Origin of the sequence: Neobacillus vireti (genome assembly GCF_036962465.1) — a bacterium.
Classification (GTDB): domain Bacteria; phylum Bacillota; class Bacilli; order Bacillales; family Cytobacillaceae; genus Neobacillus; species Neobacillus vireti_B.
On sequence record NZ_JBALNF010000047.1, the window covers coordinates 1 to 23,612 of the forward strand.

General features: G+C 39.1%; 17 protein-coding genes. 2 read left to right on the forward strand and 15 right to left on the reverse strand.

What is annotated here, in order from left to right; all coding sequences use genetic code 11:
- Window positions 1–210 precede the first annotated feature (210 nt).
- The 3 genes from sda to mgsA all read right to left on the reverse strand — a co-directional run bounded on the left by sda (window position 211) and on the right by mgsA (window position 1,210).
- Entirely contained in the window at window positions 211–393 is a 183-nt protein-coding gene (gene sda, locus V7077_RS27775) for a sporulation histidine kinase inhibitor Sda (protein ID WP_420489679.1), read from the reverse strand.
- Between the two features lie 65 nt (window positions 394–458).
- On the reverse strand, window positions 459–785 hold the full coding sequence (locus tag V7077_RS19250; RefSeq protein ID WP_420489680.1) for an HPr family phosphocarrier protein: 327 nt from the start codon (window positions 783–785) through the stop codon (window positions 459–461).
- On the reverse strand, window positions 770–1,210 hold the full coding sequence (gene mgsA, locus V7077_RS19255; protein ID WP_335504877.1) for a methylglyoxal synthase: 441 nt from the start codon (window positions 1,208–1,210) through the stop codon (window positions 770–772). Before mgsA ends, V7077_RS19250 begins: the two co-directional genes overlap by 16 nt.
- Before the next feature lie 302 nt (window positions 1,211–1,512).
- On the opposite strand from mgsA, the gene V7077_RS19260 reads away from it, so the two are divergent.
- Window positions 1,513–2,703, forward strand: coding sequence for a helix-turn-helix domain-containing protein (locus V7077_RS19260; RefSeq protein WP_335504878.1), 1,191 nt, complete (start codon window positions 1,513–1,515; stop codon window positions 2,701–2,703).
- A 186-nt stretch (window positions 2,704–2,889) separates the two neighbouring features.
- Here V7077_RS19260 and V7077_RS19265 read toward each other — a convergent pair whose 3' ends face one another.
- The 12 genes from V7077_RS19265 to V7077_RS19320 form a co-directional block, all read right to left on the reverse strand.
- On the reverse strand, window positions 2,890–4,587 hold the full coding sequence (locus V7077_RS19265) for a carboxylesterase/lipase family protein (RefSeq protein WP_335504879.1): 1,698 nt from the start codon (window positions 4,585–4,587) through the stop codon (window positions 2,890–2,892).
- An 87-nt stretch (window positions 4,588–4,674) separates the two neighbouring features.
- Complete coding sequence (locus tag V7077_RS19270) at window positions 4,675–5,967, reverse strand: MFS transporter (RefSeq protein ID WP_335504880.1); 1,293 nt, start codon at window positions 5,965–5,967, stop codon at window positions 4,675–4,677.
- A 425-nt stretch (window positions 5,968–6,392) separates the two neighbouring features.
- Window positions 6,393–7,079, reverse strand: a complete 687-nt coding sequence (locus V7077_RS19275; protein WP_335504882.1) for a GDSL-type esterase/lipase family protein — start codon at window positions 7,077–7,079, stop codon at window positions 6,393–6,395.
- A 131-nt stretch (window positions 7,080–7,210) separates the two neighbouring features.
- Window positions 7,211–7,522: a phosphoribosyl-dephospho-CoA transferase MdcG domain-containing protein gene (locus V7077_RS19280; RefSeq protein ID WP_335504884.1), complete on the reverse strand. Its 312-nt coding sequence runs from the start codon at window positions 7,520–7,522 to the stop codon at window positions 7,211–7,213.
- Between the two features lie 29 nt (window positions 7,523–7,551).
- Entirely contained in the window at window positions 7,552–8,940 is a 1,389-nt protein-coding gene (locus V7077_RS19285; protein WP_335504887.1) for an MFS transporter, read from the reverse strand.
- Between the two features lie 821 nt (window positions 8,941–9,761).
- Window positions 9,762–11,279 carry a sialate O-acetylesterase gene (locus V7077_RS19290; RefSeq protein ID WP_335504888.1) on the reverse strand — a complete coding sequence of 506 codons (1,518 nt, stop codon included), beginning with the start codon at window positions 11,277–11,279 and terminating at the stop codon, window positions 9,762–9,764.
- Between the two features lie 327 nt (window positions 11,280–11,606).
- Complete coding sequence (locus tag V7077_RS19295; RefSeq protein WP_335504890.1) at window positions 11,607–14,096, reverse strand: glycoside hydrolase family 2 TIM barrel-domain containing protein; 2,490 nt, start codon at window positions 14,094–14,096, stop codon at window positions 11,607–11,609.
- An 82-nt stretch (window positions 14,097–14,178) separates the two neighbouring features.
- Window positions 14,179–16,623: a glycoside hydrolase family 3 N-terminal domain-containing protein gene (locus tag V7077_RS19300; protein ID WP_335504892.1), complete on the reverse strand. Its 2,445-nt coding sequence runs from the start codon at window positions 16,621–16,623 to the stop codon at window positions 14,179–14,181.
- 25 nt (window positions 16,624–16,648) lie between these two features.
- Window positions 16,649–19,063, reverse strand: a complete 2,415-nt coding sequence (locus V7077_RS19305) for a glycoside hydrolase family 3 N-terminal domain-containing protein (protein WP_335504893.1) — start codon at window positions 19,061–19,063, stop codon at window positions 16,649–16,651.
- A gap of 28 nt (window positions 19,064–19,091) precedes the next feature.
- Window positions 19,092–20,417 (reverse strand): MFS transporter, encoded by a 1,326-nt coding sequence (locus V7077_RS19310; RefSeq protein WP_335504895.1) that lies wholly within the window; start codon window positions 20,415–20,417, stop codon window positions 19,092–19,094.
- Window positions 20,418–20,813: 396 nt separating this feature from the next.
- On the reverse strand, window positions 20,814–21,116 hold the full coding sequence (locus V7077_RS19315; RefSeq protein ID WP_335504897.1) for an EthD family reductase: 303 nt from the start codon (window positions 21,114–21,116) through the stop codon (window positions 20,814–20,816).
- A gap of 341 nt (window positions 21,117–21,457) precedes the next feature.
- Window positions 21,458–22,351, reverse strand: coding sequence for an SDR family NAD(P)-dependent oxidoreductase (locus tag V7077_RS19320; protein ID WP_335504900.1), 894 nt, complete (start codon window positions 22,349–22,351; stop codon window positions 21,458–21,460).
- 576 nt (window positions 22,352–22,927) lie between these two features.
- On the opposite strand from V7077_RS19320, the gene V7077_RS19325 reads away from it, so the two are divergent.
- Window positions 22,928–23,497 carry a TetR/AcrR family transcriptional regulator gene (locus V7077_RS19325; protein ID WP_335504902.1) on the forward strand — a complete coding sequence of 190 codons (570 nt, stop codon included), beginning with the start codon at window positions 22,928–22,930 and terminating at the stop codon, window positions 23,495–23,497.
- Window positions 23,498–23,612: the final 115 nt, after the last annotated feature.

Here is a 23,612-nt window from a genome sequence, read left to right on the forward strand (position 1 = left end):
TGATATAGCAATATTATAGAATACGTTTTCACTCTAATATTTAAGATTTGTTATATAAATTATATTATTGTTCGTTTATTAAAGTTCTATCTCCCTTAAAGATGCCTGTTTACTAGAAAAGACCCAACTATTGGTTGGGCCTTCTCTAGTAAATATTAATATGGATATTTATGGATTTTTAGTTTGGGGTTAAGTATAAAATAACCTTATTCATCTGACTTGTAAATTTTGGCTTCTACCATTTTTCATGATAGTTAAAGAATGCTCTTTAAGATATTGTTTGCGTCGTTCGTGTAACTCACTATTTAGTAAATCTATGAAGTCTTTACTTAAATTTAGCTCAATTGCTTTGATATAAACCTCAAACAAATCCTTAGTACTTAGTTTATTCATAAAAATTTACACATTCCTTTTAACATTTCATAGTTGATATATAGAAATAAATAACTTATTAATTTTCAGGAAAGGAATTCTTCTAAAACCCAAATAGCCTTTTGTTCATCGATTCCGTCTGCTATAAGTGTGATTTCTTCTCCCTTTCTTATGGCCAGGCACATAACACCCATTATACTTTTACCAGAAACTATTTTTCCTTCTTTAAGAATAGAAATATCACTAGTAAATAATGACGCTGTTCTCACAAACTCTGCAGCAACTTGGGCCTGCAGTCCCCTTTTATGCTGCACCAAAATGTTTTTCCTTACCATTTGGAATATTTTCTCCCCTTTCTTTCTGAGAGCTTTAATTACTTTAGTTTTATCTTTGTTGACTATTCCTTTTTCCACTCATTGTCTTTGACTGTGTCCAAGTTTTTTTCATGTATGATATCTCTCCAATGAAAATCGCCTCTATTTATACCATGTACCAGTATTTCTGCAGTCCCCATATTCGTAGCTAAAGGAATGGAATAAACATCACAAAGACGGATTAGAGCAGAGATATCAGGTTCATGGGGCTGCGCGGTTAATGGGTCTCGAAAAAAGAATACAATATCCATCAGATTTTTCGCTATTAATGATCCAATCTCTTGATCTCCGCCTAAAGGGCCAGATTTAAATCTACAAATTTGCAAATTTGTATGCGCCATTATCCTCTTTCCTGTGGTCCCTGTAGAATATAATTCATGTTGAATAAATACAGGTTCATATGCTGTTACAAATCTAACTATGTCATCTTTTTTGTTATCATGTGCAATAAATGCTATCTTCACTTATATTTCCCCCTAGCAACCTTATTAAATTAAGACTATATTAGCTTATAGGATTTTGATTAAGTTTACTCTTTAATCTTCTATAAGTGTCCTCTTATGTACCATTTATCCTTACGGTGTATTTTATTAAAAGTTTATCTTTATTTATTTCATATTTGTTACATAAATTATAAATTTGTATACCTTGGAGAAATTAAATTTGGACTGCTGTGTCCCCCTAAAAGATGGGAATATCCAATTCTTCACCAAACTATGTATCTTTTGATATATAATAGTATCAAATTTAATAGGAGGTAAGTTTCATGATTGAGATAAACACATACTGCAAGTACTTATATAATTCTTTATACATTCCAATCTATCTATATGACAAGAAAGAACTAATTGCTTGTTATCCCAATCAGGAGAAAGAAACCTTTCCCCCATCCCTTTACCTAACTAGACTTTGGGAAAATGAAAGAAAAGTAAGTTATATATCAACTACATTTTATTCATATTATGGATGTATACAAATAGAAAACACCGATTCTTGTATAATAATGGGTCCTATCAATGACTTTCCTTACTCTAAAGAGTCTTTGCAGATCATGGGTAAAGAATTCTCGGTTAATACTTCCAATACAGAGGCCTTCGCGGAATTTTTTTATAAAATACCTCAACAATCTCTAGATACGTTCATTAATACTCTTTTAGTAATCAACTACACTTTAAACCATTCAGAACTAACTAGGAGAGATGTAGATGATTTTATGGGTCCTCAGATCGATCATACAATTAACAGAACATACTCTGAGAATTCTTTTAATGAAAAAGAGGAAGGAATTTTAAATACTAATAATGACGATGAACGTGAGTGGGCACGGTACATCGAAACAGGTAATATAGTTAAGCTAAATAAATTTATAAGAGGAGATTTTAGAGGAAATGGCAAGATGCCTGTTATTGCACACGATAATCTTCGTCAATGGAAAAATATCTTTATCGTCTCGGTCACGTTAGCTTCACGTGCCGCTATACGAGGTGGTCTTAGTTCAAGTATCGCCCGTCAATTATCTGATATTTATATACAACAAGTAGAGCGATTATCTGATATAGAGGATGTAAAGTCTCTTTCTACTCAAGCAATGATGGATTATACGAACCGGGTGGCAAATTCAATAGTTCCATTGTCTGCAGATAATATACTTCGCCAAGTTATACAATATATCCGTGATAATACAAACAAGCATATTACTGTTAGTGATGTGGCTGAACATGTGGGTTTTACTCGTTCATATCTGTCACAAAAAGTAAAAAAGGAGCTTGGAATAGAGCTAAGTGCATTTATTAGACGGACTAAGTTAGAAGAAGCAAAGGATTTATTGACATTTTCCAATAAAACGATAAGTGAAATTAGTAATTATCTTTATTTTTCGAGTCAAAGTCACTTTCAGACGGCATTTAAAGAAGAATATGGCATAACACCAAACGCTTTTCGAAAGTCCATAAATTAATATATTTAGATTGATATTCATATAAAAAAGGAGAGACCTGGTCCTCCTTTTTAATTGTTTGTTAAAAATCTAAAGTCCATAAAAAAGATGACCTCTGTATTCGCAAAAGTCATCAAATTAACTAATTTACTAGAACTTATCAGAAGATATACCATTCCTATTTGATTTAAAATGAATGAAATACTATCATTTCTCCCAGAAAAAACGACCAGCAAATAGTTGTTCAACGATTGTATCGTATTCCTGTTTCGGTAGATTCCGTCTCATTTCATTAACTATCTCATTTTTTACAAGGTGCTCGTCAGACATGTATACATTCGCGTTTTGTTGGTCCGCATCAAAATATAGAATACGATTTTGATTATCTTTGTTACTCCAAGTCCCCCATTGAGGCAAACCTTCCCCGTTAGGATTACCCGTATATAAGAAGTTTTTCAAATAGCTAACCATTGTATTGTGTAACTGTCGTCTTCCTTGTTCATTTGAAACTGTGTAATATTTATTGGGATAAAATAAATTTATCCAGCTCTCATCTAAACCAGTGAAAAAGTCAATATCACTTCCATGTGGAGCTCCAAAAGTTTTTCTAACTGTCTCATCAATTACGCCTTCTTGGGTTCCCCATGCAAAGCGGTAAGCATATACACCTGGTTGATCCTTTACATTAACGATTTGATCTGCAACTGCATCTGCATTGAAACCGGCATATAATTTATTACCGAATTTCAAAGTATTTTCATAAAGGCTCCATTTTTTGTTATCACTGTAAATGCTACCATCTAAAATCGAAGGAAGAAAATAAGGATCTTGAAAAGCAAATAACGAGAATTCACTTGCTGTACTTCCGAGAACAATTGGTACTTTATTGTAATTTCCGTTTTTTAATGATTTAAAGCCTTCTGCTGGCAATACAAATCCGTCCGCAAATAAATGAGGGAATGGCTCCATTTTTATTGGAGGCGAACCAGCTAAATTGGTAAGCTCTTTTGCACCTTTACTTCTTAAATAATTTGCCAAGAATTCAGTTGATTTTCCTTGAATCCACGTTTTCGCATCCTTTTCATTCGTTGCTAATTTATCATTTATAACTAATTGTACTAACATATCCTGAGCTTTGTCCTCAGCATCTTTTGGGCTGGCTGTTGTCATTCCGCCACTCATTGCCCATGCTTTTTGGAATAGACCCTTAGATAAGGGAGAAATTACCGCTCCTAATACATCACGTGCTCCTGCAGACTGACCGGAAAGGGTAACATTATTTGGATTCCCACCAAAATATTCTATGTTTTTCTGCACCCATTTTAAAGACTGAAAAATATCTAATAACCCAAAATTGCCTGAATCATCAAGAGGATTCCCTGTTTTTAGAGAGGGATGCATAAACCACCCTTCTGCATTGAGCCGGTAATTAATTGATATGATAATACTGTTTGCCTTTTGAGCTAAAACATCCCCTTTAAATGACTGCGAAGACCCAGTCGTATCACCACCACCATGAACAAACACCATTACAGGAAGATTTGTATCTGTGCTATTTGGTCTCCATATATTTAACGTTAAACAATCTTCACTTCCAATCACAGCCCCATAAGATTGTTGTGTACAAACTTGTCCAAATTTCTTTGTTTCTAATATACCATCCCAAGAATCTGGTTCGGCTGGCGCTTTCCATCTTAAACTACCAAGAGGTGGTTTTGCATAGGGGACTCCTAGCCAAGTTAAAGTAGAATTTGTCTCATTTAATAAACCTTCAACCTTGCCATATTTCGTGCTTATAATCGTTGTCTTACTATTAGAACCTGAAAGACTATCTGCCTCTACCCTATTTGTTTGATTTGTAAATAAAAGTGTAAAAACAAAGAAAATACCTAACCATTTTTTCATCTTTTCTCTCCCTTTTTAATAACATTTTCTAGTGTAAATTAGGACTTTAATTTAATTATTGAGACGCATGAGTAGTTGTTATTTGTGCTATACTTCTTTAGGCCTGCGTGTTAAGTCGGGAATCGGAATAACAGCAAGTGTACTCAGTAAACCAAATACCGCCAAGAAAAAGAAGTAGAACTTCCAGCCTCCTAAACCTAAGAGTAACGGTGCAATAAATGGTACTATTGATTGAGGGAGGGAGGATGCTATATTCATGATGCCCATATCTTTTGCATAATCTTCTTTTTTAGGAAGGATCCTAACTGTAAGGGCGCCATCTACTGACGTATATATTCCAAAACCAAATTGAATGATTATGGTTGCGACAAAAACAGTAGTGAAGTTTGACGCAAATCCCATTAAAACAAGGGCTAAGCCAACTACAATCGGAGAGACCATGACAAATATTTTTTGTTTTCTTATTTTGTCAGACAGCATTCCTCCTAAAATACTAGAAATCATCATAGCCGGCAATCCTGCAAATTGTAAAATTCCGGTCAGATGCGTAGCAGCCTCCTGTGAATAGTGATAGCGCTGAATAAGCATCATGGAACTATATGCGGTGGCACATGATGCTACAGTTACACAAAATCGTGTTAAAATTCCCCAAGTAAAAATAGGATATTTACGTGGACTTGGAAAGATACTCGAAATAACTTTTCTAAAAGGAATTTTATTTTCACCTGATTTTTCAGAATTTCTGCGTTCAGCAGGTGTATCTTTTATCAAAATACATGCTATTATGGTTCCAATTATTGAAGCAATAGCTAATGCACCAAATTTCTCTAAGTTGGATGCTTTGGCCATTATGGACACAAGTGCCATTCCCACGAACATGCCACACATTGCCAAAACACCTATAATACCTGATACTGATCCACGTTTCGATTCCTCAACCTGATCTGCCAGTAGTGCTGAAAACCCTGCCTGTGCCATATTTGTACCAGCAGCAGTTAACCAGGTAAAAACACCTAACATCAGAATGGTGGTTGATACAGCCATGCCCATAAGTGAAAATACTCCCAATAATACTCCAATGAGGATTATTGTTTTCCTCTTGCCAAATTTTAAACGGATACGATCACTTATAAAACCACCAATTGGCATGGAAATTAGAGCAACCAATGCCGTAATTCCTGAAATCCAACCAAACGTAGAAATAGCGTTTTTAGGATCGAGCTCATTGACTCTCAGTGTTAATAGAATTATGCCTGGTGTAAGCATAGTAATGTAAACCCCAATTTCACCGAAAATAAAAGCTACCATAAGCCTCTTTAAAGGTGTGATAGACTGAGTCTGTATTAATTCAGTTGAATTGATAGGTTCGTTTATCATCATAGACCTCCTAAAAACTTTTAATTTTGTTTACAAATATAAGGTTTCAGAGAATGGATCTTCTGAAGGTTTACAAATTTCTCTCCCACATTTCGGGAAATGCTTAATATTTTTAAAATGATCCTAAAAACACACATACATTTTCCGCCTAACACTCTGCCCCTAATGTTCCCCCTTTAATTAGTTTAATGTTCATTAATTACAATTATAGAATGCGTTTTCATTTGAATATTTTATTTATGTTATAAAAATTATATTATTGTGTTTTTTTCTATTTTAATTTCTTTTATCAGTTAACTCATTTAGCACTCATAACCCCAATGATTAGTAAAAAAAGCCTACTAATCCTTAGCAGACTTTTTGAAGCTAAAATATTTCTTTACACGAAGCGCCACCAATTACTCCATTCATTGTTTGAATGATGGTCATTAAAGGTATTGTTTTAAATTATCAAGGACAACTCTGTATCCATTTGCAAACATATGGATCCCATCAATTGCATATTCTTCTTTTAAATTCCCTTCTGAATCCATTAAACCCTCATTCACATTAATAAATTCATAATGATGTTTTTTAGCTAATTCTTTAAGGGACTCGTTTGCATCCAAGATGGCTTGATTGGTTCTTGTCTTAAACATTACTTCCTTTGTAGACTCGTCCATTGACGGGAAATACACTTTTGCATTTACAGGATAATAAGCCATTACATAAACCTTGCAATCCGGCAATTTATCTCCAATTTGAGATAAAATAGTATCATAGTTTGCAAGTAAATTTTCTTCTTGAAAGTCAGGCGAACCAATATCATTTGTTCCGATATTAATAAAAACTTTGGCTGGTTCCAACTCAAATATGCATTCATTCATCGAAGACAATAGTTCTGTCGTAGTAAATCCGCCTACTCCTCTATTATAAATACAGTAATCTTTATCAAACGTTTTTTGCAGTTCATATATTGGGAAATTTTCCATTAAAGAAGAACCCACAAATAAAATTTTACCCTTTTGAACATATTGATTAAGATTTTTATAATTTTTTACTTTTTCATTCTTTTGGTTTTGAAAAAATGGCAGCAGAATATTCATGATTAACTCTTTATCTAATTCTTTTTCCATGGTTATCCCCTCAATTAATTAGTTTTTCATATTGTACTTATTGTTCTGGTAACATAAAGCTCATGCATAGAAAATATTGGTTCGTTGCCAGTGCGATATTTAAAGAAAAACCAAAAAATAAAATTTTACCCTTACTCAAAGTCTGTTTCAGTCCCAAGGATCGCTGACAAAAATAGGTCCAGTTTCGGTTCGCAAAACCACTGTTTTTGCCCTTTGATTAATTCATTCCCGCAATAAAAGGCTCCTCTTCTTGTTTCTACTTGAATATCTATACGAATATTAAAAGCATCCAATTGGTGTAGGAGGTCTTTTGCTTCTAGAAAATTATTTTTCTGGGGAGCGTCTATCACCAAATCCAGATTACTAGTGTCACGCAAAGATGTATAACCGGTCGCTAATTCAAAACCAGCACTTCCAGTAGGGCCCCATTTCCATTTGTTCATCCATCCAAAGTATTAGTGTAACTAATTCATTACTTGGCTTTCCTTGCTGCGATATCTTCCTGAATTCCGCCAATTTTTTTATCAAGGTCATAAAAATGTAAAATGACGAGCATTATCACACTTAAAAGTGCTGGAATCAGTGAATATCCCCATACGATTGCTGTTTTGGCAGATGCCGTTTGTACATGTGCTGTGCCAACATATCCTGAAATCCCCATAATCAAGCCTACCAATCCAGAACCCAATCCAGTACCAATTTTGTTTGTAAAGTTTACAATCGCGTTCAGTCCGCTTTCTACACGTACTCCCGTCTTCCACTCACCATAATCCATGCATTGTAATGTAAATATTCCCACCATCATGGTCAAGGGGATGATGCCAACTGCAGCAATAAAATTCTCAACTAAAAGCAAACCTATATTATTCCCTGCAAAATATTTTAGTCCATTTCCAATTACCATCAGGACAATACCGCCCCGAACAAAATTCATTGCCCCGATTTTACGCATAGCAAGCGGGAAAAACAGTAGAACAAATGGTGAAATAATTCCAATTATACCTATCACAGACAACATAGATAGGTTTCCTACAATAGAGTTGAAATAATATGTTGAAAACGCACTCATACCGCCTGAAACAAACTGCACAAAAATAGCACCTGCAAGTATTAATATATATTTATTCTTAATCATTGCTTTAAACGCTACTTTGAAGGGAATTTGCTGTTGTTGTTCAGCGTCTCTTCCCTCTTCTATTTCCTTTATGAAAATGAAGCGGATAAGACCAATAATTAAAAATGGAACTCCCAAAACTAGCGAAATTTTAGTCCAGCCGCCAGGCTGCTTACCCCAAGTTCCCATTAAGATCGGCAATAGAATACCTATTGCAGCTGCAAAGAGTGTGACAATTATACCTGATCCAGATAATACTTTTGCCCGTCGGACATCCCCTTTTAAAGACCTTCCCAGATATATTATGTCTGAACCCGTTAGGAAGGTAATGCAAAAACAGTCGACCAAAGTATAAAGGATAAAAACATAAATTGCCTTCCCTGTCATTCCCCAATTAGGGGTACTAAAGAGCATAATTGTCAGTATCCACAAAGGAATGATAAATAATTCATAAGGTCTTGCTTTGCCAAATTTGGTATGTGTTCGGTCAATAAAAACTACTAAGAAGTTTGACAACGCCTCAACTATTTTCGATAGAAGTATTAATGTTCCAACCAAACCAGCACTCAAACCAACAACATCAGTTGCATAAAATGTCATCTGCATAAACAGGACAACATTAACTGCAACTGATACAGATCTTGAACTCCATGCGGGGATGAAACCTCGAGGTACTTTATTTATTGTATCTTTTTTTTCTATTACAGCATTTGATTCTATTGTTTCTACTGCTACGTTTTCTTCCATTTTATTCTCTCCTAACAGGTAATATTTTCATGACCTCTTATTTCGGACTGTCATTCTTTTGGCAGATGCTGAAGTTTTTGATTTAGTTGTTCCAATTTGTCCTCATGAAGAATTTGTCAAAATTGATCTGGCTTCGCAACTCAGTTAAAGCGAAATTGTGAATATAGGCGATGTTAGGAATCTTTGTAATAGACAGTGTTTTTTTTATCGCTGATTTTAAAAATAACAGTTACAAATCTTTCAACTGCTTGGTCCAATTTCTCTTCTGAAAGTTGACCACTTTTTACAGCGCTTACACATTTTCAATCACCTGAGAGGTAATCTCCTCCTTTCAAGATCCAGACCGCTATTTAACGCTTTTCCGCATTCATTTACCGCTCCCCTTTTGTATGCCAAAAATCTAATCCAGAACACCGACATGCTGTTTCTTCTAATGTCTTTTGCGAGATTAACTGTTTGATATCTCTTTCCATAAGCACCTCCAATTATTTAGATATTCTTTCATTATAGAAACCGTTTTCATTTCAGTATTTCATATTTGTTTTCAAAATTATAAAAATGTTTTATCTTTTGCAACATCATGACCAATACTGTCGTAATTATGTTTCCCTCCCCCGTTTCTCAATGGAGTTTCTTCTAAATAGTTAAATTTTATATAACCTAAAAATTTGATATATAAATAAAGACCCAACGAAATAGGTTGGGTCTTTCCAATTATCTTCTAATAATTATCTTTTTTATTTTGAACAGCTCCATCATCATAGTTAAAGTAAAAGCTTTAGCCCTCTCTGTAGGAAAAGAGGCATTGCAACCCCTATCAATTATATAATGAATTCAAATGGCTTTGCTGGATTTTCTTCCTTATTATATAGATTAACTTCGTAGTAACCTGTCTTTGCAAAAGAAACCGATATGTTCTCTGGGAAGTCTCCCTTTACAAGTAAACCATGTTGATCAATAGAAACTTCCAATGGAGTAAGTTCTGTCCCATCCGCAAGCACAACTGATAATGCATTCACTTTATCACCTTTCAAATGCAAACCATCAGCATTTTTGAAGGTAATCTTAATACCGTCATTAACTCTTTCGGCATTTAAGAATTCAGGAGGATCACAGAGTATATTTTCGCCATATATATGTCCCCTTGCAAGCAAAGCTAAACGGGTCCCTATTGGTTTCTTATACTTTGGGTGAATATCCCACACCATCCCTGCATCTGAAGAACTAATCATCCAAGTATCAGGCACTGTTTTAGAGACAAATTCCTGCTGTTTCCGCAGCTCTGGGTATTGCCTTCCTGAAGCTCCTAGCCATTCGCCAAAGGGTGCAAGCTGTACGAAGAGAAATGGAAGCTTATCTTCCCATAGGTCCCGCCAGCATTCAATCATTTTACTAAATACTGCGCCGTAAAGCTCTGGCTTTTCATCATCACTTTCACCCTGGTACCAGATGACGCCTCGAGCGGTATAAGGCGCTACCTTTTTAAGCATGGTTTTATACAATCCTCCTGGGCGCTTCTCGCTATAGGGTCCCTTCTGCAGATATGTATTCATATTTTCCGCCGTCATCATCTGCATAATTTCCAACTGCTCCTGTCTTGTTAATCCGGGATACATAAACTTATCATCGTCTTGTAGTGGATTCGAACGATCATTCATGGGATTGGCACGAAAGTTAGCCTTGTATTCTTCTACATCAAGATTTTTAACTGCTGATTCATAGGACTCCAGCCACGACTTCCCTTCGTTGTCCTTTAGATAATCAGAGTCCATCCATGCACAGGCCGGCGTCCCCCCATAATTACATCCAACTATACCAATTGGGATATCCAGTGCTTTTTGCAGATTTTCCGCAAAATAATAAGCAGGAGCTGAAAAATAAGGTAAGTCCTCCCTAGTACAGGTTCTCCAGATGCCAAACCTTGAATAATCATGTTCCTCAAGCTGTCCTTCATAGGACACTTTAGGAAAATCAAAAAATCGTACATCCGGATTCATTGCACCATTAAGAACACTTTCTTTTTCAGCGTCGTGCTGCAGAAAATATTCCATATTGGATTGTCCACCAGCAACCCATACTTCACCAATACAAATATTGCCGAATTTTATAGTTTCTTCTCCATCACTTATGATTAGCTCCAAATTCCTTCCGACCTGCTGTGGCGGGAAAGTCAGCATCCATTTACCGTTCTCTTCTATCCAAGCTTCTGCTGATACACTCGCTTTCCCTTTTAGCGTACCCGTAACTGATTTGCCAAATGTTCCTGTTCCCCATACCTTAAACTTCTTTTGCTGTTGAATTACCATATTGTCACCAAATACCATGGCTGTTTTTAACACTTATATTCCTCCACACACAATTTAGATATTTTTGTTCCGATAAATGTATTCATAGTTGATGCACGATTGAGTGCGTCTTGATTTGTGCAGTAAAGTACTTTACTATGAGCTATGATGATGGATTGGACATTTAGCCTTCTCTATGAATAGAAAAAAAAAGCCGTTAAGATAAAAAACAATCAACTTAACGGCTCATTAGAACTCTTTAAAACGATGTTGGTACTTATTTATTACATTCCAACAATTTTCGACTTAGTAAAGAAAAAATCTTTCAGCAAACTCAGAGTCCTCAGCATAAAATAAATCTTTGGAGCTCCTTCAACACCTTTAAACAACAGGAATGTTTACTGTCACAGTTTCTATCCCTTCGGATGAAACGGTTAGCCACGCAACTCCTTTTTCTTCCCCTGCACGAACTACGGCCAACATTCTACCATAGTAAGTTTCATGTGTTAGATCAAAATAATTTTCTTCTGTCTTAGATCTTCCTGTGCCGCTTCCCAAAATCGTTGCAGGCCCTTCAATACTAACCGTTACTTTTCTATCAGCAGCTGTATTGAGGTTCCCTTCTTCATCCATCAACTCAATGTTGACAAAGCAAAGATCATTCGTGCCGGAACGAAGGCATTCGCGTTCCATTGTTACTTTTAATTGTGGAGCACCGGCAGTCTTCAGGCAGAACCGACCCACTTCATTACCCTTGATGTAAGCGACAGCTTCCACTGTTCCTTCCTCGTACACCGTATCCCATTTGCAATAAAATTTCTTGAATTCATCGCCAACAGGTTTCTTTCCTTGTGACTTCCCATTGACAAATAATTCTACTTCTTCAGCACTTGAGAATACTTCTACTACAATTCCCTTCCCTTCATATCCTGGAAACGTCCAACTGCTTATGGTATCCGTCCAGCTCCATTGGCTAAAAGTAACTTTCTGACCATAACGGTCTGGCTTCTGTACTGAAATGTACGGTATATGGTTGCGGCCACCCCATACGATTTCACGCCAATAGGAAATCGGAAGTCGGTAACCTGTAATATCAAAATCGCCCGTTTGTGCAGTAATATAAGGAAAAGGTGCATAGATCGATTCGCGAGGTTCCTCATCGTACCCATACCTGCCAATTCCGACTTCACCTAGATAATCCCATGCTGTCCAAGCAAAGTCACCTAGTACATAACTGTTGTTCATGACGATCTCCCAGTTGTTATCCAGCTGTGGAGGATTTGTCTCCGTACCTACGAATGTTTTGTGCGGAAATTTCTTATGTTCTGCAACATACTTTTCAGGTGAATAATTATAACCATCAATATCTAGCAGTCCAAAAGCCTCTTCGACGAGTTCTTGAATTGCGCTCGATTCCATAAGTTTCGCCATCATAGGACCGACCGCATTCATAACCTCGTTGACCTCACCGCTCGCCAAGGCTTCCATGTTCTCAAACCCTAGACTGGCCGCAATATCTTCCAGTTGATCCAATGCAGGCATTAATAAGTTAACGGCATTCGTGATGAATCGGGTGTCATCTATTGAACGAATTTTTTCAACAATTTTCCGTCCAAGACTGTTTCCATGAGGAGTGCCGTTTTCGACAAGTTCATTGCCAATCGAGTAAATAATCACACTTGGATGGTTGTAGTTTTTACCAATCATGTGTTCAACATCTTTTTCCCATGTAGAAGTAAATATAGCAGCATAATCAAACGCCTGCTTGGCATGTGTCCAACAATCTGCCAATTCATCCATAATTAGCATTCCGTTTCGATCACAGGCATCGAGCAGAACTCGGCTAATTGGATTGTGCGCAGAACGAATGGCATTGTAACCCGCTTCTTTCAATTTTCGAATCCGGCGCTCCTCGGCGTCCTCAAATGTTGCCGCACCAATGACACCGTTATCGTGATGGATGCAGCCTCCTTTTAACTTCACCGTCTTTCCGTTGATTCGCAAGCCGTTCATACTATCAAGCTGTAACTTACGAATACCGAACGTGGTAACATCCTTGTCCATTACTTTGTTATTTATTTGAATAACCGTCTCACAAGTATACAAGTTCGGATTTTCCGTATCCCACAATTGGGGGTTCGGTAACGTAATTCTCTGTCTGACAGAAATCTGTTCCCCCGTTTTAATGGTGAATTTCGTCGATTGTTCACTCACTGTGTTCCCATCTGAATCCTTAATTATCGTCGAGGCATAACCCGTATGAAGTCCCATATTTTCATTTTTCAGCAGCATATCAATTTTGAGTACAGCGAGATCAGGATCCGCATCTACCGTTGTAATCCGTACACCGTCTGGTACAATATAAATAGGTTCTGCCTTCATAAATTTAACATTTCTGTAAATGCCGGATCCAGAATACCAGCGGGCATTCGGCTGGGAACTATTCTGTACAACGACCTTCAGTTCGTTCTCTTTACCGTAACGAACATAATCATTGATTTGAACATAGAAATTTGAATATCCATAAAAATATTTACCTGCCAGGTCACCATTAATGTATACATAGGCGTTCATGTACACTCCCTCGAATTCGAGGAACATAACTTTCCCCTGATCCTCTTGCGGTACAACAAATTTTTTCACATATTGATAAGTCCCGCCTTGGAAATAACCACCGCCTGGTCCCAGCGGACTATCTTCAGTACGCTCAGTTAAAATCATTGCATCATGAGGCAGACGCACTTCCTGGTGCTTGTCCTTGACGCCTGTAAATACTGCTTCCAACTTACTAATTTGCTTACCAAATGTCCAACCCTTGTTAAAATCCTGCTTATGCATACTATCACCTTGAATTTTTATTTTTTCCAGCACACGATTGGCGGCTCCAATCATGTGACAGGTCGACTTTATCTCATTTTCCTTCATTTTTATTTGCAAATTAAATACTAAATGGCTATTTAGAGTTGTTCATTACTAGTCCGATAATTTTGGATTTAGCAAAGAAACCTCGTTTATGTGCGACAATAGCAGCTGTGTTGTCTATATGGAAACGGCCTATCAGCGGTAAATCAGAGGATGAACCCCCTACCCTTACGGTCATGTCCCCTTCTTCGACAATCCATTTCATATCCTTGTTCAGGAAGGCGAATTGATCAGCCCTCATTTCAAAACAAACGGTCTTTTCTTCGCCTGCTTTTAAAGATACCCGGACAAATCCAGCAAGTTCTCTTTCCGGGCGGATCATGGAAGCGAGTTCGTCTGTAACATACATCTGAACAACCTCTTCTCCATCCATTCTTCCTGCATTTCTAACTTTGCAGCTCACTTTGACTGTGCCGTCAGACGTTGTATGGCTGTCTACCTGAAGGTCGCGGTACTCAAAGTTAGTGTAACTAAGCCCATGGCCAAAACAGAACAGCGGCTCTTTGGTGCTATCGACATATTTGTTAAGCATTATTTTCCCTGTGTGATAGCCATTACCATAGTACTGTCCAGCGAAGATAGGGATTTGTCCCGTATGCCGAGCAACCGTTACAGGCAGTCGTCCGGCAGGATTGTAATCACCAAATAAAATACTAGCCAAAGCGCGTCCACCGGTTGTACCCGGGAACCAATACTCAATAACCGCAGGGAAGTTCTCAGTAATAAATACACTGCTCAATGGACGCGCATCCATATGAACCATCACCGATGGTGTACCGATGGCAAAAATCTCTTTCGCCAATTCCTCCTGAATTCCCGTTAGACCGATGTCATCGCTATCAATGCCCTCACCGATCGTACAACTTGAGCCCCATCCATATTTACCGCCCAAAGTCAATATAACAATATCCGCTTCTTTGGCTGCTTTGATTGCCTCATTAAACATACTACGGTCAGTACCTGCAATATCACAGCCTTTTGCATACACAACCTGGGCTCCAGGGCATTTTTCCTTAATGGATGCCAGTATGGTAGGAGTGACAGGTCCATACAAAGCATCAATAGCCGCCATGGCATCAGGATGTTCACGTAGAACGTTGCTGCCTGGGAAAGGTTCAGCGGGTACAAAGTTGTCATCTCCAAAGCTTTTTGAAAGGTCTTCTCCAAATCCGGCATCTTCAGCAAGTCCGGCCATGTCACCCATTGAACGTGAAATCGACATTTCTAAACCAGCGGGGCGTGTATAGCCGCCGAACATCAATCTGACATTATCCCCATGCGGCCCGATCACTGCGATTTTCTTAATGTCTTTTGATAGAGGGAGCAGTCCATCGTTCTTAACCAAAACCGTGGACTCAAGTGCTGCCTTCAGGCTATGCTCGTTATGTTCCGAGTTATTATAGGCCATATCGTACATGTCAAATCTAGGACTCGGGTTTTCAAACAATCCGAGCTTAAACTTAGTCGCTAATACTCTGCGCACAGCACGGTCAATAACTGATTCTTCAAGCTCGCCTCTCGTTACAGCTTCAACCAAATGCTCCACTGTGTAAGCTTGTGGATATGGGCACTCTACATCTAAGCCAGCTCTTAAAGCGGTGATCCCTGCTTTCGCCATGTCAGGCTCTAGGCGGCGGTCAACCAAGTGATCAATGGCCGTATAATCAGATACTACTACCCCTTCGAATTCCATCTCATCACGCAATAAATCATTTAAAATATGCTCCGATCCGACGATGATTTCGCCATCGACGGCACCATAAGAGTTCATGATTGATTCTAGGCCCGCTTCACTGATGGCTGCCTGGAAAGGCTTAGCGTATACTTCACGCAATTCTCGCGGAGGAATAGGGTTTGTCGTCATATTCAAGCCACCTTCGGAGAAACCATAACCCAGAAAGTGTTTTCCAGTAGCGGCAATTCCATTTCTTAGGTCATCACTTTGCAACCCTTTAGTAAAAGCAACGCTCATTGCGGCAGCCAGTGTCGGATCTTCGCCATATGTTTCACCAATTCTCCCCCACCGCGGGTCGCGGCAAATATCCATAACGGGAGATAGCGCTTGACGGTAACCCACCGCCAGCATCTGCTGACGAATGATATCGGCCATTTTTAATACTGTCTCCGGGTTAAATGTAGCACCAAGTCCGATTGCAGAAGGAAAAATAGTTGCTTCCGGTGCGCTCAATCCCGTAATAGCCTCGTTATGGATGATGGGAGGTATTCCGAGTTCGTTCCCGCAAATAGCATCAACAATGGCTTTATTCTCGTCCGTTACTTCTTTTGCATTGTTTCCAGTAGGAAACGCAGCGATTTCCCCTACTCCATTTTGAAAAAATGTTAGCGGAGCAGTAGGATCGTCACCGGCCGCAATTGTACATTGAATTTGTGCGATTTTTTGCTTTAGTGACATCCTTGATAGTAAATCTTCTACTCTTTCTTCAATAGGCAGACTGGCGTCATTATATTTTTCCAATTTTTCACTCCTCAATATATCGTTCTTACATTTCTTTTGTCTCTGCGAAAAATCCGCGTTTTGTATGATCTATTACCAGAGTTGTGTCCTGCATATAGTCAACTTCATAGACTGCCTCGTTGCATCCCTTACCAATGAAGAAACGGAATTGTCCCTTTTCGACCACCCATTTTTTATCCTGTCTCTGGAATGCTAGCTGATCTATTCTAAAGGTCAATGCAACCCTTTTGGTTTCACCCGCTTTAAGTGAGATCCTTCGGAAGCCGATCAGCTCTTTTTGCGGACGTATGATGGATGCTATCTTATCTATGCCATACAATTGGACCACTTCATCCCCGTCCATACTTCCACTATTCTTTACATCGATAGAGACAGTAAGGTGCGGAATACCTTCAATCATTTCAACATCCAATTTTCCATTGCTATAATTAAATTCTGTATAGGAAAGACCATACCCGAAAGGCAGTTGTGATGCGCAGGTTTCAGTGCCATACCCATTTGGGTTGATACCAAGCATAAGGGCATCTGAACGGCTTCCATTGTGCTGGTAGAAGTAGACAGGAGTCTGACCTACATGGCGTGGCACATCAACAGGCAGCTTTCCTCCAGGGTTGGTAATTCCGGCAATAGCCTTGGCGATGGCGTTTCCTCCAAATGGCCCAGGCAGCCAGCCTTCCAGAATGGCTGGAACATTTTCATAGATAAACGGGTCCACCAGCGGTTTATTATCTGTATGCACGATGATCATATTTTTATTAACCTCAAAGACCCTTTGCACCAATTCCGCTTGTCTTCCCGGCATAGTAATATCCACATTGTCCCGTCCCTCACCTGCTGAACAAGCCACCATCATGCCGATTTTTCCTCCGACGGTCATAATTACGACATCCGCCTTGGATGCAGCCTCCACTGCTTCCTCAAAATCATAGTCATTTGTGTCAATAACATGACAACCCTTGACATAGGATATATTAGGGTAGATATCCTGTAGAGCTTCGAAAATGGTTTTTACTCCAGGATGCTGTTCTCTGATTTCACTGTCTACTGCTGCTGTAAAATCTTGTTTCGGCCGAGGAGTGTGCTCGGATGGAACAAAATCTTCCAAACTAACGCCTTCCATTCCCACGTTTCCTGAACCCATAATTTCCATAAACATTTCAGAATTGGTAGGATAAGCATACGCTCCGTTCATCATAAGGATGTTATTGCCCGCAGGACCAATAACAGCAATGGTGACATCTTTATCCTTCAATGGCAGTATGCCTGTGTTTTTCGTCAGTGTCATAACCTTGTCCGAAACATGGGCTGACTGCTTGTCATGTTCCGAATTATCCATCTCAACAAACTCACCATATGGCTTTTCGAATAGACCCAGTTCAAATTTCAGCCTTAAAACTCTTTCAAGGGAACGGTCGATATAGAACTCATCTATTTTTCCCTCAAGTACGGCTTCCCTTAAGTTTGGTCCATATGCTTCCTGGACAGGAAGCTCAACATCCAATCCTGCTGTAAGACATTGGATTCCAGCATCTGTACTGTCTTCCGCTGTACCGAACTTATTCACAAGATTGGTAATAGACGTGTAGTCGCTTACGACTACGCCCTCAAAACCAAGATCGTCTCTCAGCAGGTCTGTCAATAGCTCTTTCGAGGCACAGATAGGTTGTCCATTATATTCCGAATAGGAGTTCATAACTGATTTGAGATTCGCTTTTCTAATAGCAGCCTCAAACGGTTTTGCAAAATTCTCCCGGATATCTCTCCAGTCCATTTGCGTTCGTGTACCGTTCAGGCCACCTTCTGTCATGGAGTAACCCAAAAAGTGTTTTGCTGTTGCGGCCACACCCTCATTTAGGTCCTGTCCCTGAAGTCCGGAAACGAATGCGCACGCCATTGCGGAAACCAAAGAAGGATCGCTTCCATAGTCCTCACTAGTACGTCCAAATCGAAAATCCCTTGCAAGATCCAGTACAGGAGACAAAGCCTGACGTATTCCGAGATTCACCATTTGCTCTCTGATTCTATCAGCCATGTCCTTTACAAGCTCAGGCTCAAATGTAGCGCCTAGGCTGATAGAAGTAGGGAATACTGCGCATTCAGAGACCATGGGACCACTTAAAGCTTCCGCATGGACTAGCGCGGGGATACCAAATTCTGTCTGTGACATAACCATATCTTGTATAAGACGAACCATTCCTGCAACATCTTTGGCGGGAGCTGAGCCTGAAAAAGCAATGACCTCACCTATCCCATCCTCAAACATTTTACTGTCCGGCATTCCTGCAACTAAGGTCCCCGTCAGTTGGCGTACTTTCTGGTTTAATGTCATGCGGCTCATAAGATCCTTTACGCGCTCATCTATTGAAAGCGCTGTATTCTGATACGGATATTTAATCATTCTTTCCTCTATAGAAAGGTTTGCTTCTCCTCGTTTTTCCATTTTTTCTACCTCCAAAAATACTTTTCTATCAATTAATTTCTATATTGATACTATTATCGTTGTTGTTATAACTAACATCATCAGTTGACTTGCGTGATAGATCAGGAATAGGCAGTACAGTAATGGCACCTAGCAATCCACATACTGCAAGGAAGCAGTATACGAATGACCAGCTTCCTATTCCTAATAGAAATGGCACAATAAATGGTACTATGGTTTGTGGGATAGTGCGCGCTATATTCATAATCCCCATATCCTTTGCGGTGTCTTCTTTTCTTGGAAGAATTCTAGCTACCATAGCGAGATCCACTCCTGTATATAGTCCATATCCAAATTGGAGAATGATGGTTGCAATTAATATAGAAGTAAAGTTAGGCGCAAAGGCATAAACTAAAAGAGCTGAGCCAGCTAAAATAGCAGAAAATATGATAAAGATCTTTTGTTTCCTTAACTTGTCAGACAGAAATCCTCCTAGAAGACTAGCAATTATCATAGCCGGCATTCCTGCAAACGATACCAGTGCAGTAAACTTTGTAGTGGCCTCAGGTGTATAGTGATAACGCTGAATAAACATCATGGCATTATATGTCGTGCTCATAGCTGCTAAAGTTAAAAAAGCTCTTGTTAACATGGCCCAGGTGAAAGATGGGTACTTACGGGGACTCGGATAAATACTTGAGATTACCTTCCCTATTTGAACTTTATCTTCTCTAGACTTTTCCAAATTTCTACGTTCAGCAGGTGCGTCTTTTATCAAAATAACTGCAATTATAGTTCCAATTGCTAAAATCACACTAATTAAGCCAAATTTTCCTATGTTCGATGATTTCGTCATTACTGACATAAGTACCAATCCAATAAGCATACCAGCCATACCCAAAACACCTAGAAGTCCTGATACTCTCCCACGCTTCGATTCAGGAACCTGATCTACAAGCAGTGCTGAATAACCTGCCTGTGCTATATTCAGACCAAAAGCCATTAAGCAGTTAAAAAACCCCAACATAAGAAGGTTGGTTGATACAGCCATACACATAAGCGATAAAACTCCCAAAATTGCTCCTACAACTATGATTGTTTTTCTTTTCCCAAATTTCAAACGAATACGATCACTTATAAAGCCACCAATTGGCATCGAAAAGATAGCCACAGCTGAGCCAATTCCAGCAATTAAACCATATGAAGTAATAGCGCCCTTTGGATCGATTTCATTGACTCTTAGTGTCAATAAAATCGATCCAACTGTAAGTAAACCAATGTATGCCCCAAGGTCACCTATAATTAAGGCGGTTATAAGCCTTTTTAACGGTGTGGTCTTCTTTAATTCAGTCGAATTTACTGTTTCGGATATCATCTTAATCCTCCTTATTTTTTGATTATAGGATTGGCAAAATACCAGAATCAGTGGAGGGATCTTTTGAGGAAGTATTCACCAGATTCCGTCCACAAAGCGGGGAACGTTTGATATTTGCACTAAGCCCTAAAAATGACCCATATTTTCTGCCTGACACTACTCCCCTAATGTTCCCCCCTTTAATCAGTTAGTTTGTGGCTTCATTGACATACTTTATTATAGAATGCGGTTTCATTTTGATATTTTAGATTTGTTATTTAAATTTCATTTTTGTATGTTTCTCTAGTTTATTTATATAAAACAATGACAAGTGCAACGGGAGCATAGCCAATGATTGGTCCCACATATTTTCTAAATAAAAAAGACACTATTGCTAGTGCCTTATTCCTTTTTATTTTATTCAAGTATGATAAATGCTGGTGGTCTATGTAAAAACTCGAGGAGATTAAAGCCGTCTTTTTGAACTTCCTGCCCTGCTTCAGATACTAATGCCTCATTTAAGAGATTTATATCTTCAAATTCTAGTTCCCCAACCAGGAACAAGTCTGCTTCAGTATTTTGTGATTGAAGAACCCTTGAAACTGAAACATTTTTTAAATTTGGCAGTTTCTTAGCAAGAGGGATATGAACATCAAAGTAGTGTCTTTCAAAACCCACTTGATTTTTCGGCATTTCATATTGTACCAGTATCTTTGCCAATATAATCACCACTTTCTCTTTTATACAATTATATTCTATTAAATATTGTCTATATGAAGTAATGCAGGACCCAAAAAGTACCTTTTAAATCCTGCCTACTCATAATTTTCTTTATACTTCCCCTTCCAATATAAGGAGGAGCATGGACGATGCAGAAGAAGGGAGTGATGAATGAGCTCACCTTTTAATGTATGAATTCACATTTCAAAAAATAGTTAAAATGTAAATGACAATTTTCCTTATCCCTATTTCTAAGTATGCTTTTATGCAACTACATTAGGTTTTTGGTAAAGGGAAGCAAATTTCCCTAAATGAATCGCGCTTAGGGTGCAACTCCCGAATCAGCCCCCCTTTGATATGCCACCGCCCATATTAACTGTCACACCGCACATAGAACTAGCGGCATCCGAGGCAAGGAAGGCTACCATATTCGCAACTTCCTCAGGAAGTTCAACCCGTTCAAGTTCCACTTTGTCATAGGCAGCGAGCATAGGCTCTATAGCTGGCCAATTTTCCTTAGTTGGATTTTTCATTAGATATTGTAATCCTTCGTGCATCATTACGCCAGGAGCAACGCCGAGAACGTAAATGCCGTGGCGAGCGACCTCGGCAGAGAGATTACGTGTAAAACCGTGCACGCCAGCCTTGCAGGCGTCGTAAATGCACAAGTCTGGGATTTCCGTACGACCTCCTTCAGCGCCGACATTGATAATGCGACCGCTCCCCTGTGGAATCATATAGTCAAGAACCGTACGACACAAATATATTAGTTGCGTCAACGTCCCCTGAACTGTCTTGTCTATATCCCCCTTAGTAGCCGTCACAAAATCCCCAAAGTGCATACCTGCAACGGCATTGTTCACCAAGATATCAATGCCGCCAAGCTTTTCATGACTCTCACGCATCATCCTTTGCACATCTTCCCAGTCGGTGATGTCACCCTTCACCGGGATAGCCCTTGTCCCCCAACGCTCTGTTATTTGTTCAGCAACCCTTTTAGCCCCTTCAAAATTTATATCTACCACCGCGACATCTGCTCCGCTTCCTGCCAACCGGTTGGCACAAGCTTGACCCAAACCCGGCCCTCCAGCTCCAGTAACCACAGCCTTCTTGCCCTTCAGGTTGAGTAACTCCGGCACACTCTTCTCTATAATTTGGGTGGGTACACGATCAAAGCCTACCTCTTTCAATAAATCTTTTCCTTGATAATCCTCTAATTTAAATCGCTTTCCCATTTAAAAATTTCCCCTTTCGATAATTTAAATAATCTGCTTCCCCAATCGCATATAACTGACTGTTCCAAGAAAAATGCAGGTAAACCATAATCGTAGGGCACCTTGTAAACTATTTGGTATTTTCTATGACATAGTTTCGGCATCTTCCACCATTATGTCATCTAATCACCCCCTTTCAGTTTAGTTGAATGTTTGCTTGGGATCGACAAGAGTCACTTCTAAACTTTCTATTCCTTTTTTGCATTCTCAGGATTTGCCGCTACCCATCCAAGTGGACCTCTAAGTCCAAAATCAAGATTTCCCCCAAAAGGCACCATGGTGTTCGAACCTTGCAGGAAGGTTATCGTTGATAAAGGACAGGAAGCTGGGTGACGTTGCCCTAGCAACCTATGATTTTGACCCCCATTGTTTTCTTAAGAGTGTTTGACGGTGTGTTCGCTGTTCACTATAATCAATATATATGGCCGTTATTACAAACACCACAGCACTTTTCTCAATTGTGTTTTAGGACCAACAAATAGACTGAAATTGTCGGAATACTCAGTACAAAAAATCTATTGAAGGAGGTTAAAAGTGATGTCGAAGAAGAATCGGCGAGTCATGTACAGCAAAATTTGTTTGCAGCAGGCCCTGATTACACTGCTAAATGACCAAGATTTGACCAGCATTAGTGTCAAGAAGCTATGTCAGCAAGCGGAAGTAAACCGCAGCACTTTTTACGCTCATTATCAAAACACAAGCGAGCTACTGGCTGAAATTGAAGACCAACTGCTCCACGACATAAACGAGGGCATCTTTTATGCCAAAGGCGGCACCTCTCGTGACGATTTGCCGCGCAACATTGAAAAGCTGCTTCTGTTTTTGGAACAAAATCGTGAGCTCTATATCACCCTATGCCACCGCAGCCCCACCTTCACGACCAAGGCTACCGAACGCGCCATGGAAATGGACATCCTGGCTCGTTCTAGCCTTGGGCTGCAACGCTATGCCTATCTATGTACCTTTAAATTCGTCATTGACGGCCTTTTCAGCGTCGTCCTGCAGTGGTTGGAACAAGTGAACCGCCTGCCCGCAGCAAGAATAACGCCCCTGTTCTGCCACCTGCTGGACAATACTTCCCCCTTTAGTGAGGGGTTAATCTTATAATATACAGGCAGTTCCTCTATGATTATTTCAAAAAAAACTCTATGTTCAACCTGATACATGGATAACAGATTTATAATGAGTAATTCATTTAAGAACTCGAGGTTTCTAAGTAAAT

What these genes read in the sequence shown, in the direction of transcription:
- sda (WP_420489679.1), bottom strand. Translation starts at nt 393, where the DNA reads ATGAATAAACTAAGTACTAAGGATTTGTTTGAGGTTTATATCAAAGCA.
- V7077_RS19260 (WP_335504878.1), top strand. Translation starts at nt 1,513, where the DNA reads ATGATTGAGATAAACACATACTGCAAGTACTTATATAATTCTTTATAC.
- V7077_RS19265 (WP_335504879.1), bottom strand. Translation starts at nt 4,587, where the DNA reads ATGAAAAAATGGTTAGGTATTTTCTTTGTTTTTACACTTTTATTTACA.
- V7077_RS19270 (WP_335504880.1), bottom strand. Translation starts at nt 5,967, where the DNA reads ATGATGATAAACGAACCTATCAATTCAACTGAATTAATACAGACTCAG.
- V7077_RS19275 (WP_335504882.1), bottom strand. Translation starts at nt 7,079, where the DNA reads ATGGAAAAAGAATTAGATAAAGAGTTAATCATGAATATTCTGCTGCCA.
- V7077_RS19280 (WP_335504884.1), bottom strand. Translation starts at nt 7,522, where the DNA reads ATGAACAAATGGAAATGGGGCCCTACTGGAAGTGCTGGTTTTGAATTA.
- V7077_RS19285 (WP_335504887.1), bottom strand. Translation starts at nt 8,940, where the DNA reads ATGGAAGAAAACGTAGCAGTAGAAACAATAGAATCAAATGCTGTAATA.
- V7077_RS19305 (WP_335504893.1), bottom strand. Translation starts at nt 19,063, where the DNA reads ATGGAAAAACGAGGAGAAGCAAACCTTTCTATAGAGGAAAGAATGATT.
- V7077_RS19310 (WP_335504895.1), bottom strand. Translation starts at nt 20,417, where the DNA reads ATGATATCCGAAACAGTAAATTCGACTGAATTAAAGAAGACCACACCG.
- V7077_RS19320 (WP_335504900.1), bottom strand. Translation starts at nt 22,351, where the DNA reads ATGGGAAAGCGATTTAAATTAGAGGATTATCAAGGAAAAGATTTATTG.
- V7077_RS19325 (WP_335504902.1), top strand. Translation starts at nt 22,928, where the DNA reads ATGTCGAAGAAGAATCGGCGAGTCATGTACAGCAAAATTTGTTTGCAG.